General features: G+C 54.9%; 12 protein-coding genes. 10 read left to right on the forward strand and 2 right to left on the reverse strand.

The annotated features are described in order from the left end of the window. Positions 1 to 60 precede the first annotated feature (60 nt). Together AAME72_RS01330 and AAME72_RS01335 are read left to right on the forward strand one after the other, a co-directional pair. On the forward strand, positions 61 to 492 hold the full coding sequence (locus AAME72_RS01330) for a hypothetical protein (RefSeq protein ID WP_348788463.1): 432 nt from the start codon (positions 61 to 63) through the stop codon (positions 490 to 492). A 336-nt stretch (positions 493 to 828) separates the two neighbouring features. Beyond that, positions 829 to 1,140 carry a hypothetical protein gene (locus AAME72_RS01335; RefSeq protein ID WP_348788464.1) on the forward strand — a complete coding sequence of 104 codons (312 nt, stop codon included), beginning with the start codon at positions 829 to 831 and terminating at the stop codon, positions 1,138 to 1,140. 66 nt (positions 1,141 to 1,206) lie between these two features. On the opposite strand, the gene AAME72_RS01340 is transcribed toward AAME72_RS01335, so the two are convergent. After that, on the reverse strand, positions 1,207 to 1,695 hold the full coding sequence (locus tag AAME72_RS01340; RefSeq protein WP_348788465.1) for a hypothetical protein: 489 nt from the start codon (positions 1,693 to 1,695) through the stop codon (positions 1,207 to 1,209). Between the two features lie 202 nt (positions 1,696 to 1,897). On the opposite strand from AAME72_RS01340, the gene AAME72_RS01345 reads away from it, so the two are divergent. From AAME72_RS01345 to AAME72_RS01370, 6 genes are all read left to right on the forward strand, one after another. Continuing rightward, a complete protein-coding gene (locus tag AAME72_RS01345) occupies positions 1,898 to 2,944 on the forward strand; it encodes a hypothetical protein (protein WP_348788466.1) in 1,047 nt (348 codons plus the stop codon). Between the two features lie 1,031 nt (positions 2,945 to 3,975). Further along, positions 3,976 to 5,022, forward strand: a complete 1,047-nt coding sequence (locus tag AAME72_RS01350) for a hypothetical protein (protein ID WP_348788467.1) — start codon at positions 3,976 to 3,978, stop codon at positions 5,020 to 5,022. Between the two features lie 492 nt (positions 5,023 to 5,514). Next, entirely contained in the window at positions 5,515 to 6,351 is an 837-nt protein-coding gene (locus tag AAME72_RS01355; protein WP_348788468.1) for a hypothetical protein, read from the forward strand. 2 nt (positions 6,352 to 6,353) lie between these two features. Then, positions 6,354 to 7,346 carry an FtsK/SpoIIIE domain-containing protein gene (locus AAME72_RS01360; protein WP_348788469.1) on the forward strand — a complete coding sequence of 331 codons (993 nt, stop codon included), beginning with the start codon at positions 6,354 to 6,356 and terminating at the stop codon, positions 7,344 to 7,346. A 109-nt stretch (positions 7,347 to 7,455) separates the two neighbouring features. Further along, a complete protein-coding gene (locus tag AAME72_RS01365) occupies positions 7,456 to 7,677 on the forward strand; it encodes a hypothetical protein (protein ID WP_348788470.1) in 222 nt (73 codons plus the stop codon). 2,134 nt (positions 7,678 to 9,811) lie between these two features. Continuing rightward, positions 9,812 to 10,669 carry a prepilin-type N-terminal cleavage/methylation domain-containing protein gene (locus tag AAME72_RS01370; RefSeq protein ID WP_348788471.1) on the forward strand — a complete coding sequence of 286 codons (858 nt, stop codon included), beginning with the start codon at positions 9,812 to 9,814 and terminating at the stop codon, positions 10,667 to 10,669. Positions 10,670 to 10,787: 118 nt separating this feature from the next. On the opposite strand, the gene AAME72_RS01375 is transcribed toward AAME72_RS01370, so the two are convergent. Further along, a complete protein-coding gene (locus tag AAME72_RS01375; protein WP_348788472.1) occupies positions 10,788 to 11,219 on the reverse strand; it encodes a hypothetical protein in 432 nt (143 codons plus the stop codon). 29 nt (positions 11,220 to 11,248) lie between these two features. Here AAME72_RS01375 and AAME72_RS01380 point away from each other — a divergent pair, with 29 nt between their 5' ends. Together AAME72_RS01380 and AAME72_RS01385 are read left to right on the forward strand one after the other, a co-directional pair. Continuing rightward, positions 11,249 to 11,830, forward strand: a complete 582-nt coding sequence (locus AAME72_RS01380; protein WP_348788473.1) for a hypothetical protein — start codon at positions 11,249 to 11,251, stop codon at positions 11,828 to 11,830. Between the two features lie 46 nt (positions 11,831 to 11,876). After that, positions 11,877 to 12,485, forward strand: coding sequence for a hypothetical protein (locus tag AAME72_RS01385; protein ID WP_348788474.1), 609 nt, complete (start codon positions 11,877 to 11,879; stop codon positions 12,483 to 12,485). Positions 12,486 to 12,790: the final 305 nt, after the last annotated feature.

The raw sequence follows: 12,790 nt of genomic DNA on the forward strand, positions 1-12,790 counted from the left end.
AAGCCGGCTTCTTCCAGTCAAACGCCCGATATAGGAGGTGGATACACACGAGGAGACCCCATGAACGCAATCCATGAACTACGCAGTCGAGCCAAAAGCACGGGCAAAGAAACGGGCTTCACACTTCTTGAAGCCATCGTCTCGCTCAGCATGATGCTGGTGGTGATGACCGCAGTTGTGAACACGCAAGTCACGGCTTTGGATGCATCGAGTACGTTCCTCATTCGAAGTGACGTGCAGACCAACGCCCCCCTTATCACCAGCTTTCTAGTTGACAATCCAGAGCGAACCATCGACATTCGCTCCCAAGGATGCGGGGGCACTACGCACTCGGAGCCAGGACTGTCCGTCTCGGTATCCGAGAACTACTGCTTCATCGCCACAGGTAACGGCCAACACTTCATCGCAAGAAGCACGGGCGTACAGTCACGAGGCTCGCTTTACACGTACATGTACGACTCTGTAACAGGCGACTACACAAGCGTTGGTTGATGCGTTGCACCTACCCCTGCAAACGCCACAGCACGTTTCATCAGCCATGACTTACCTACCGCACTAAGAGGACATAGTTCCCAACGCAGGCACTTTTCGCCATTTACGGCGTTGAGCATCGCCAGTGACACATTCACCCTCGTTTCCTAAGAAAGTCTGCGAGAGGGGCGTTTCTTGCCCTCTCGGTGGCATTTGCACTTTCGCTTCCCAAATGAGAAGCGATTTGGACGCTTCAACCTCGCGAACTGCCCACAGTCGCGAACGTACTAGCTATGTCAGACGTAGCTCTTACGTTTGTATTACCCCCTACAAGAGGCAACAGAATGGAGAACGAGAATGGGAAGCACCGAACGTGTTTACTCACTTGCACAAGCGGCAACCGTTACGGGCTTCTCACTCGGCAAGTTTCGTTACAACAAGGCTGCCCTTATTGAGGCTGGAGCGAAGGTCGATGCTGAAGGGTGGCGTATCCCCCACTCCACATTGCGACAGCTTGGTTGGATCGGCGTCAAGCCCCCGAAGGGTGCAGTGCCCGAGCCTTCCGCCCTAGAGCGTGCGGAGCTTCGAATTGCAGAGCTGGAGGCGGAGCTTGCCTCGCTCCGTGAGCAGCAGAGCAAGCGTTCGGTGTTCGGCTTCAAACGCAAGTAGTCCCTACACAGAGAGAACCCCACCGCCAGAAGTAAGGCGGTGGGGTTCTCTCTGTGTAAGGACTGGTTAGTCCTCGCTGGCAATCTCCTTCTCAGCGAGGAGAGCTTCAATGGCTGCCTTGTGCTCGGCAATCTGCTTTTCGAGCGTCTGCTCCTTCTTCCGCTTGAGGCTCTTGAACTCACGGTTGAGATTCGTCAACGTCTTGTTCTCCTCTGCGAGCCGCTCCTTTGCGTCGTCCAGCCGCTGCTGAGCCTTAGCGACCTTCTTCTCCTGGGCGGCGATATCAGCCTTGAACTGAGCCAGCTCGCCGTCACTGCCAGCAACCGACGCTGCAGCCTTCGAGCTGGAGCGAGTGCGAGCAGCACCGAACTTGTCCACGAGGGCGTCCACGGCGGTACGCGGGATTACGCTCTGCTCGCCCTTCTTAGTGGCAAAGGTTGCACCTTGCTCGATGAGGAACGCACGAACTTCGGGGTTCTTCAGTCGCTGCGGGCTGTACCCCGTCAGCTTCGATGCTTCATTGACAGAAACGGTCTCGACGGTTGCCTCAGCCATTGCTCTTCCTCCTGGACTTGGGTTACTTGTGCTTGTTCAAGCCTTCACTGTTTATATCACTAGTACCAAACGTGAGGGCACAGGCTCTTGCAATTGCTCCTCATCCCGTCCACTACCCAAAAGTGTGCACTTCGGGAAACGCAGTCGTTAGGAACCCTCCACTGGACAACTTCTGTCCAGCTCACACACGGAGGAATCTCTAATGAATACAGAAGTGCCACAAGGCTCAAACGGCGTACGCCGAAGTCGCTGGCAGACGCCAAGCGGTGAATGGAGAGAGGCTGTTCGCTATTACGAGCCAGAACCATCCATCGACAACATCGACCTCAGCTTGTTCTATACGGCTACGAAGGGTCGCAAGCTTCGCCCCCTTCAGCAGAAGCCCACTGCCAAAGGGCGAGCACGGGTCTACCTCTTTACCGACCCCCAGATAGGCAAGGTCGATTCGCGACGCGGCGTCCAGAGTGGAACACCCGAGTTCATAGAACGCATGAACCGTATTCGAGCCGAAGTCACTCGCGACTTGAAGCTTCGCCCTGTGCAGAGGGCTGTAGTCGCAGACGGCGGCGACGGCATCGAGAGCGTCAATCAGCAGACAAGCCAGCTATTCACCAGTGACGTTTCGGAGCCAGAAGCCGTGAACATCTACGCCGCAGTGCTCCACGAGCTAATCACGACAGTGCATCGCGGCGTCCAGGAACTTGATGTGATGGTCACCCCTTCCAACCATTCTCGGTGGCGTCGCGGCAAAGAACAGCTCGGGAGGGTTGGCGACGATTGGGGGCTGACCGTACACCAGCTCGTGGAGCGTACGACAAAGGCTGGCGGTCTACAAATCAGCTATCACTCGCCCGCAAGCATGTGGGATGACATTGCCTCCCTAGACCTCTGGGGGCACGAAATCGCTCTCCACCACGGAGACCAGTCCCGCCCAGGCAGCCAGGGAATGGCAAGCTGGCTAGCCAAGAAGACTGCTTCGGGGGAACTAGTCAACACTGAACTTCTTCTGACGGGGCATTACCACCACCTTCTCTTCACCTCGTTAGGAACAACCGCGAGCGGAGTTCCCCGCACATGGCTTCAGGGCATGGCTTTGGACGCTGGCTCTAACTGGTTCGCTCGTGCTGGGGGCTTCGACTCCCCCGCAGGGATGGTGTCCGTAGATGTGACGGAACACGGCGGTGTGGATTTGGGCAGCCTAAGGGTCTTTGACGGTTCGACGGTGGAGGAGGCAGAAACCGTTGCATAGCACCGCATCCGACCGATTAGCCCCCCGAGTGGTCACCGCTCGGGGGGCTATTTGTACCGCCATACCTTTTGCTCCGCAAAGTGTGCATCTCGAGAAACGGGGTTGTTAGAGATGAATTATGAGGCGGTGGTCGCCTCATAACTCACACACATAGGAGACATCATGTCTATTCTCACGACCCCACCAAACGGCAGTTCGACCGAACAAGTGGACGCGGTATACAAGCAAATCCCATCTCCCGCCAAGGCTGCTAACCCAGTGGCGAGATACCTGGATTCCGCTTTGTCGTCGCTCTCCCCCGAGGCACGCATCATCTACCTCTTTGCAGGCGTTGTGTGCCTCCTCCTTGGAACGACGATGGTAGTCCAGGGCATCAACTTTACAATCCCAGACTCCGCAATTCCCGCTGCTCTAGCAATCACACTCATTCCAGTACCCTGCTACATCACTGGACTTGTTCTAAAAGTGGTGCGAGGCGATTCCAAATGACCTTCCACACCTACGGCAATTGCGATGAATGCGGTTCAACTGCAAACCTCAGCCTGTACCAAGCTGAATCAGGATGGGCTGACTTTCTCTGCTCCTCTTGCTCGTTGGCTCAAGTGCAAGGGCGGGCGGCATGAGACAGCCCGACCGAATCCGACAGGCAGGCGACCAATGGGAACGCCAATTCAGTGCTTGCTATCACGACATCGAACCCGCCGCTTTGGAGAGCCAGCGATACAAGTCGCGTGCCGCGTACATGGAGGAGCTGCTTCGAGCAGGGTACACACCGACCGCAGAACTGGTGATGTGGCTATTCGACCACGACGACACCGAGTCCCTCTACGCAATTGCAAAGTCGGGAGGCGGTCACGACCTCATAAGACACGCCCTTGCAGCTAACTGCTAAGAGACAGTAGTGCCCTCCAAAGACCAGCCACTTAGGAGGGCACCACCGTTTGGGAGGTGTCTGCTGGTTGCGGCAAGAAAGATGCTCAACCGAACTCCTTGGTTTCTTCCGATATAGAGATCGAAACCGAAGGAGACACATGTGTAACACAAGACCAGGGCTGAGATGCCAGACCCACACCATCCCGTACTACCAGAAATCGAAAGCTAAATACGAGCGAATCAAGAACACACCCGAAAGCCAACGCAAAGCGGGCGAGCTTGAGAAGGCGAAAGAGGAGTTCTTCGCAAATCAGAAAGCCTTCGACCTCCTCGCCGTCGAGACTGGGTATGCAGAACGCAAGAATTACGAGGAGTACCAAGAGAAGATTCTCCAGGGGTACGAACCGACTCCAGATGAGAGACGCGGTTACGCTCGCCGCCAACTGCTAATCGCACGCTACGTGGAGCTGTCGGACGCTACACGCCAAGAGCGGGCAGACTCCGCTGAGTTGCGTGAACGACTGGCTAACTTCGACGCCCTACGCAGAGAGGCACATGCCGCACACGATATTGGGCTGTTTCTCCGCTCGACGGCTGCCGCCCAGAAAGACCCGAGCTATACGCAGAAGCTGGTAGCCGCACTCAAGGCGGTTATAGGCAGGTTGATGGAAACGCCGCTCTCAAGAGGCACCGAGACACCATACTCATTCTCGATGCTTGTTCACGACGCACTAGGGATGGGGGAAGCACTCCGTCTGCCACATCGCTGGTCGACAACCGTCGCCATGTTCGACTACCTCCAGAGCCAGCCACAATCAAACGGCGGGCGACCCCTCCAGGAGCACGAGCAGCTTATCTACGGCTATGCGAAGGCGAGCCAGTCACCCGAAGATGAACACACCACCCTTCCGTCCATTCAGGATGAGGAACGAGCATTCGACCAAGCTCAGGCAGACAAGAAGGCACGCAAGGAGGAGCGGGCAACAAAACGCTCCAAGTCACGAGTAGTGGAAATCAAGAAGAACGACGATATGGAAAGACAGCTCAAGGCGATGGCAGCACAAGGAGAGTCAGCGGGAACACCGAGGAACTCCGAGTTGAAGCTACTACCGCCTCTGCCACCCCTACCACCTGTCCTTGTGCCGCCCAAATCGACACCTCCACCCAGTGGCATTTCACTGCCTACAGGCGTGATTTGGGAGTAGCGAAGCGACTGGATGCAGGGAGAAGCCCCCGCCTAAGTCCAGGCGGGGGCTTCTCCCTGCGAGTGCTCCTTTTCTTCCCGCACGCAAAGGACAAACTCCCCGCACGAGTTTGGAGAAAGCCTGCCGAAACCACTCATAAGTGTGCATCTCAAGAAACGGGGTTGTTAGGGATGAATTATGAGGCAACAACAGCCTCTATTCACACACCTGGAGACACATCATGTTCAAGTTCATCGCAAACCACATCTACCTTTCCCTATTCATCCTCTTCGCAACTATCACAATCGTTCACTGGCTGGCAGGAGGCGGCTTGACAGAAGCCACTCACACATACCAGGCAGGCGTGCAACAGTACGTCTTCAACAATTCAGAAGGCGTTCGCACGCTTACCCAATACGGCAGGTAACCCCGTTTCTCCAGTTTCCTCACAAATGCCGATATAGAAGCTGAGCACCATTCCAGCTCACTGTTCATCGACACGAAAGGAAACTGATGAAACACATCACACACACCGTAAGAGACACGTGGCGGTTAGTTGCAACGCCACTAGCCGTGTTCGCCACTTGGGGGTTCGCCCTCATCCTTGTTCTATTCTTCTCGCACTGGGACAACTCGCAGTACGCCCCTACCATCACGCTCAAGGCGTGGTTGCTTCTCGGCTTCCTGGTCGCCGTACTAGTGGCAATCGTTCTCGCGAGAACTTCAACAAACCTCACTGTTCGTGAGATTGAGTTACGAACCAGTCGGTTCTTCGCTGCACTTCGCAGCCTTCTTCACACTGCTGGCTTTGTCGTGGTCATCTACACACTTGCAGCCTTCGTTGCAAGCCTATTCATATTCGCGAGCGTGGCGACCGCCCTTTGGTTGACTCTCTACTTCTTCCTTGTCTTTCTCATTGACTGGGGACTCAACCACTCCAGCAGAGACAACACACCTCGCGACTTGAAGTCCATCAAGCAGGAAATTGCTCGCTGTACTGTTGACTACTTCTCCCCACCATCGCAGTTCAAAAAGACCAACCGCGACGGCAAGACAGAAGTAGATGAGAAAGCAAGACTTCGAGCCGCTTCCGACCACATTTACTTCATTGACTACGTTGACGGCGGCAAAGCAATCCAAGTCGCAATCAGAAACAACGTCGTAGGCAAGACAGACGACGACCTCGTGAAGATTCTGAAGACGTTGCCCAACAACCTGGGGATGCACGCTTTGGATATTGAGGATGAAGACCCCACTCCAGGCAACGTCGTATTCACTCTCGCACTAGAGAAGGCTGTAGACGCAACCAAAGACCTTCAGGCATACCGCGAGTCGGAAGGAAGCTTGTAATCATGGCTACCTACGACATTGAACGCTTACCCATCGGCACCAAGCCTGACGGCTCTACTGCAACCATCAGCTTGAAAGTACACAGTCTCATCGCAGGCACCTCTGGGTTTGGGAAGTCCATTCTTCAGCAGAATGTTCGCATCGGAGCAGCTCACATCGAGAATCTCGCAATGATAGGAATCGACCCGAACCTTTCAGAACTCGCCTTATGGAAAGACCGCTACTCCTTCATCACAAAAGGCGTGTGTTGCGTCGAACCACTCCTCGATGCCCTGATGACCCAGATGCAGCTTCGAATGCAGTTGCTCGCCATGACTGGTCGCAAGAAAGTCGAGCCACACGAATGGGGCATGCTCCCCCTTCCCAATGGTGCGTTGTTCCCATACCCAGGGATTCTGGTAGAAACGGACGAACTCGCGGCAGTACTCTCAGCGAACGACGGTAAGGGCGACGACGTGCCCCGTCGTAACAACTACCGAAGGCTCGCTGCAGAAGCACGCAAGACTTCCATCATGCTCATTAGTGCTACCCAGCGATTGTCCGCAGACCTTACTCCGCGTTCCTTCACTGGAAACCACGCGAACCGTCTCTCCGTACGCACCGCCAACCAAGCCGAAACAGTCATGGTATTTGACCAGAAGGAAGAGTTTCTTCCCGCTCACGAGCTGCCGCTCGACGTAAAGGGTCTGGCGTACATGACCACCGAGGGTGACCCCAAGGGAACCAAGTTCCGTTCCGCCTTCGTTCCGACCCGCATCGAACAAGAAAACATCCGCAACGGCAACGACGAAGCGATGAAAAGAGCCTTCGGAGACGTAAAGACTGTTGAGGACTTCGTAGAGGAGACCGCCCACCTACGAGTACCGCTTCCTTGGCTCGATGAGGCTATGGCTGACCACATGGCTTTCCACGCGGGTCAAGAGAAGGCGATGCAAACCATGTTGAACTCAATGGGCGTCGCGGACACGAGTAGTGGCTTCTCCCTACGCAAGTAGTCGGGAGGGGCTGAAGCTTTCAGAGTTCAGCCCCTCACCTAGTTTCTCCAAAAGTACCGATATAGGGAGTACCGCAAGTCGCGGAACGCACATCGACCAAGGAGACACCATGAAGGCATCATTTGACAACCGAGAAGCCAGAGGAACGGCTGAATACCAAGAAGCAATGGAAGACCTCTTCCGTGACGTACAACCGAACGCTGGCGTTGAACAACAGCTTCAACGACTACGTAGCCTCACAACGCCGTTCTCGATAGCAGAACTCGCAGAATACGGAGAAGAGTTCTCGCCTGAAGCTCTGCTCGCCTTCTACAAAGAGGCGTGGAGTTAGACAAGCAAACAGTGCCGCACACCATCCAAATCTTCTACTTCTGCCGATATGTAATAGTGAAGGGCTGACCACCAAATCGGCACAGCCCGTCTCCTAAGTATCGAAAGAGGTACTCGGTGTGTGAAACCGAAGGGGGGAGTTCTCCAGCTCCCCCCTTTTGCATAGCAAGGTTCGCTCCTCACTCGACCCCGCACATCTATGCTTGTGCAAGTTTAAGAAACCAACCGATACTTATAGGTAGAAGACTTATCAACCCTGGAGAACCATGAACATCAAACGAAACTTGCTTATCGCAGGCTCCCTCATTGCTGCTTTGACTATCACTGGCTGTACAGCGACGAGCCCTGTTTCGCCAACGCCCGCACACACGTCATCTAGTACCACCTCGCCCAAGCCGGCTTCCCCTACACCCAACGCTTCTGACGCAGCCGATGCTATGAACTCAGCCAAGAACTATACGTGTGACAACAGCGGCACACTGGTAATCGGAGACCAGACAATCAGCTGCACCCCTAACAGCAACGTCAAGGTGCTTCTGGACGACCACGGCAAGGTTGTCAGCTCCCAGGTAGAAGTGAAGCTTGACGAGGGCGACCAGAGCACGATTGACCAATTGGGCAAGTAATTCGGGATGCCATGAACAAACTACATATAGCCCTATTAGGAGTCCTCTTCGCAATCGTCTCCCTATTTGCTTTAGCTTTCACGTCCCAGAGTGCATACGCAGTCTCGTGCAGCCAAGCCCAATGCTCCGTTGACTCGACGGCTCACTCCGAAAGCAACTGGCGGGAGGTTGCGAACGCAGGGGGTTCAGGTGGTTCCTCAAGCGGCGGAGGGGGTAGCGGAAGCTCAAACCTTGTCACTTACTACCAAGGCTGCACCGCAGGCTGGTTGCCTGTAGGTGGCGGCACCTCGACTAGTTCATATCCCGCTAAGAACAGCGGCTCCTACTCCTGCAACTTCGCGGACGGAGGGGCAATCCACGGCGACAAGGGGATTGTCTATTTCATCTGTAACCCGCGTCCAGACAGAGCCGCGAACGGGCGACTAACCGTCTTCTACCGAGACCCGAAGTCGCATGAGGAGACCTACGCCTTCTACGTTTGCCTGTACCCGACTGATGAGTACGCACCAATCGAACGCCTACTTGGAAGCGGCAAGGTCTACACGGGCGGGCAAGGCGACTTCTACAGCGTCTCGACCGCAGGTGGAGCTTCCCAATACAGCAGCGACGGTCTGCTTGCTTCGAGCAGCGGCTATGTGAGCCGTGGGGTCAACCTAGCCAGCCCCGAGGCGTATGTCGGGGCATGGCAGCCAAGCTTCACGGCGTCCACCGCGAAACGAAACGGGCAGCCCATGTACAGCTACTACCGCCTCAAGTGGACTCTGGATTACCGCCAATGTGAGAAATGGGCATACCCAGCGTGGCTCGGAATCCCCGCCCGCTACGACTGCAGTAAGGCAGGAACCGAACGAACCGCTAGTCCGTATACCTACGCATGTAACCTCAATCCCCCGCTACAGGCAGGCATCATTTCAGGAGCAAAGTTCGTCCCGAGCAGTTGTAACCCATCTTGGACATGCCAGCTTCAGGGAAACCTAACCGTGAACGGATTGGACAAACCATTCGCCGTGATGCGAAACGGTGACCCCCTCAAAGTCACCAACCCGACCCCAGGTCTCGACGCCGCTCCATCCACGGTAGCGAACGCTCGCAATTGGACTATGAAGAACGTCGTCAAGAGCGGCTCCACACCGTTCTATGGCACAAACCCGAATGACCCAGCACAGCTCTTCAAGTCTTCATGGGCTTGGAACGCCCCCATCGCATACAAGCCGAACGGCACTATCGCCTTCTACTGGGCGTCGGACTCAGCGTCTCAGCCCTTCTCGTGGTCACAAACCTATGGGTTCACGGCGGACTGGTGGCTTCCCGTGCAGGACACGATAGGAGGCGGAGTGCATTACGAGTGGGTTCAGGGTTCAGCGAACTGCCCTCAAGGAGCATCTAGCCCTCTCATCACTGTCGTAAGAGCAGCGTCGGGTTAGAAACGAACACCTTCGCTCGTTTCTCCAACATTTACCGATATTCCTAGTAGCCCTCCAGAGAGGAGGTACTACAGAAGGAAACAACATGCTTCACCACACACTGAGGAGAATCGACCGACACGACGAAGAAGGCTTCACGCTTATTGAGCTGATGATTGTCGTAGTCATCATTGGCATCCTTGCAGCAATTGCCATACCTATCTTTGCTCAACAGCAGCGAGCGGCAGTCGGAGCGTCTCTCAAGAGCGACGTTGCAAGTACACAACTTGACGCTTCGATGAAGACGCAGAGCCGACCCTCTGACATGGCAGCGGTCGTAAAGGTCACTCAAAGCGACGGCAACCTGGTCATCGTTAGCGGAGCGTGGGATGCCTATACCATCACAGCGAAGAACGACAACGCCGACCCCAGGTGTTGGATGTTTGACTCCCTCACAGGGAAAAGCAGCGAATGCGAATCGAACGGCGACCCCACTTCTTCCAGCTCCGATGCAGCTCTAAACGAAATCGTGAAGAACCAGTTGCAATCCTGCACACCAGAAGACTGGCAGTCCTACGGCATTTCCGAAGCAGACGTTCTAGGTGATGCGACGACCAAAGGAACAGCCGCAGGCAAGGGGATTTGGGTTGGTAACGCTCCTGCTCCATCTATGGACGCACCCTTCTCCTGTTCCGAGCTGTTCCTGAACCAGTGGAAGAAATCCGTACAAGACGCTGTCCAAGCGAGCAAAGCAAAGGGTGGCGAAATGTGGCTAGCAGACTCCTACGTGGGTGAGGGTTTCCGAGCAGACCAACAGGCTGGCAAGGAAACTCAGTCCCTAACTGACTTCACCGACTCTTATTGCGGCAACAGATGGGCAAACACCATTCCCTACGCTTTCGCGAACCAGACCGAAGCAACCGCTTTTTGCAAGGCAGCAGTGCAAGACGGCTACAACGGATGACGCTGAAGTAGCAACGAGACCTGCGGCATCGCCGTACGACAGAAGCCCCCACATTCAGAAATGTGAGGGCTTCCGTCGTAACCATGTCATGTCTGCGTCGGCAGAATCGCCTTCCGAGTCACTCCTGTGGTAGCTCCAGCAAGTCAGCATCGTATGGAATGACAATGCCGCAAAGCTGTGAATCATCTTCAGCAAAGCACTCCTCAGTACTACCCCTGCGTGCCAGTGAAGTTATCAAACTGTCACTTCGTACTCGCTCAACGAACTTCCGAGGCAGCCACTTTATTGGGGCAACAGTCTCTTCTGGGGTTTCCGCACCGCTGACCCATTCAGGAATGAATAGCTCAATCTCTCCTGGGGTGTCCAGAAAGACGTAGCAAGCGTCTAAGTCCACGCCTTCCTCTTGGGCGATGCTGTCGAGTCGTTCGTGTACCGCTCTCATCGTTGTAGTCATGTTTCTCCATTCGTCAGGCTCGGTGCCTTTGATGGATATATCGGTTGTTTCTCTAAAACCAATTTCTCCACTTCTGCCGAATCTGCCGATATTCATACTGACCCCACAAACACAAGGAGAAACCAATGGGCAAAGTTGAACGTCAAGCATCAGACGAACAGAAGGCACAAGCAGCCGCATTCCGAAAGCTGCTCACCAAAGCAGTGAAGGACTTGCACGGAACCCAATTGGCTGGGCTAAGCACCAAGTACTGCCTATATGAGCCAATTGGTGTGCTCCGCCACAAAGGGCGAAAGACAGGCAACGAAGAGATTGACCAACAGAACATACTTCTGCCTCGGTTCAAGTCCGACTATGCATCTTTCTCGACTGCGAACTGCTACATCGGCTACGAGGAAGATGCCAGCCCCGAAGGCAAACTCCTACCTGTCAGTGACAAGCACAAGCGTCTGCTAACGCACGAGACTTGGCAACGTGTCTTTGAAAAGCTCAAAACCCAAACCAGCCTCAAAGACAACATCTTGGTAATTGACGACGAGGAGGCGAACAAACGGTTCGAATACAAGCTTGGCGAGTTCGTGTTCGAGAAGGGAACGTTCTACATCGAGTTCCTACGCGGAGCTGTCATCAGCACTTCCCTCGCCAAAGAGGACTCACATGCCAACGAGCAAAGTCCAGCAATGAAGCGTCACCCGATTTTCAACTAATCCGCTCACACCCGAGCATTCTCATTCGACTAGAGAGGAACACACCATGAGAACCACCAAGACAAAGCTACTGACCCTTGCGTTGATAGCCGCACTCACGCTGAGCGGATGTACTGCCAGCATCGAACCGCACGCAAAAGCCGAAGCCGCGAACCAGCAAAGCAATCGGGCTACCCCAAGCGTTTCCCAGTCGCCCCAACCTCAGAGCGAGTACGACAAGAACGTTGAGAACACGTGGACGCTATACAAGACCGTCTATGGAAAGGACGCTCCGCCTTCCGAACAGGTTGCGGTAAATGCTTATTGGGCGTTTTTGAAGGTGAGAGCTACCAGCGACACAGGCTGGGAAGTAACCCTACAACCGACAACAAAACTGGCGGTTGACAACTTGTGGTTGGACGACCCGAAGCCCGAAGCATACCTGCTGAAGCTCGACCCCTCCCCTACCTACGGTGGAACCCCTCAAGCCCTCTACACCGCCTTGTCCCAAGCTCCGCTCGGGGTTCCCCTTACGCAGACACCCACCGTGCCGCTTTATCTAGTCTCCAAGAGCGGCGGATACGAATTGTCAAATCAGCCAGAGCAAGGCGGAACGACTGTGACTATCGCTCAAATCAAGTCGGTCAGGTGGGCACAGGCAGACTGGCAGTTGTAACCGGCAATGGAGTCTCGTCGGATAGGGATGCCATATCGGAGAGCGTAGGAAGACCCCGACCCTGGGAGGTGCTCGGGGTCTTCCTACGTCGATGTACGACTTTCATCCCGCGGGATAAGGACGTTCTGCCTTGCGGATGCTTCCGTTAGAAGCGAGCGTGGGGTGGGAAGTGCTGGTTGAACGACCCTGGGCTTGAAACAAATAGCTCTATTGCCTCTACTCGTTCGTCAAACTCAGTCGAAAGCTCAATGGAGTATGTCTGCCCATTGGGATGGATCACATACGCCTCGTAAAAGGGTCGGGAT

It is taken from the genome of Leifsonia sp. NPDC080035 (assembly GCF_040050925.1).
Taxonomy (GTDB): domain Bacteria; phylum Actinomycetota; class Actinomycetes; order Actinomycetales; family Microbacteriaceae; genus Leifsonia.

Bases quoted from the DNA above. Each gene is read 5' to 3' on its own strand.
- AAME72_RS01340 (WP_348788465.1), bottom strand. From the start codon at position 1,695: ATGGCTGAGGCAACCGTCGAGACCGTTTCTGTCAATGAAGCATCGAAG.
- AAME72_RS01380 (WP_348788473.1), top strand. From the start codon at position 11,249: ATGGGCAAAGTTGAACGTCAAGCATCAGACGAACAGAAGGCACAAGCA.
- AAME72_RS01375 (WP_348788472.1), bottom strand. From the start codon at position 11,219: ATGAATATCGGCAGATTCGGCAGAAGTGGAGAAATTGGTTTTAGAGAA.
- AAME72_RS01335 (WP_348788464.1), top strand. From the start codon at position 829: ATGGGAAGCACCGAACGTGTTTACTCACTTGCACAAGCGGCAACCGTT.
- AAME72_RS01360 (WP_348788469.1), top strand. From the start codon at position 6,354: ATGGCTACCTACGACATTGAACGCTTACCCATCGGCACCAAGCCTGAC.
- AAME72_RS01370 (WP_348788471.1), top strand. From the start codon at position 9,812: ATGCTTCACCACACACTGAGGAGAATCGACCGACACGACGAAGAAGGC.
- AAME72_RS01355 (WP_348788468.1), top strand. From the start codon at position 5,515: ATGAAACACATCACACACACCGTAAGAGACACGTGGCGGTTAGTTGCA.
- AAME72_RS01365 (WP_348788470.1), top strand. From the start codon at position 7,456: ATGAAGGCATCATTTGACAACCGAGAAGCCAGAGGAACGGCTGAATAC.
- AAME72_RS01345 (WP_348788466.1), top strand. From the start codon at position 1,898: ATGAATACAGAAGTGCCACAAGGCTCAAACGGCGTACGCCGAAGTCGC.
- AAME72_RS01385 (WP_348788474.1), top strand. From the start codon at position 11,877: ATGAGAACCACCAAGACAAAGCTACTGACCCTTGCGTTGATAGCCGCA.
- AAME72_RS01330 (WP_348788463.1), top strand. From the start codon at position 61: ATGAACGCAATCCATGAACTACGCAGTCGAGCCAAAAGCACGGGCAAA.
- AAME72_RS01350 (WP_348788467.1), top strand. From the start codon at position 3,976: ATGTGTAACACAAGACCAGGGCTGAGATGCCAGACCCACACCATCCCG.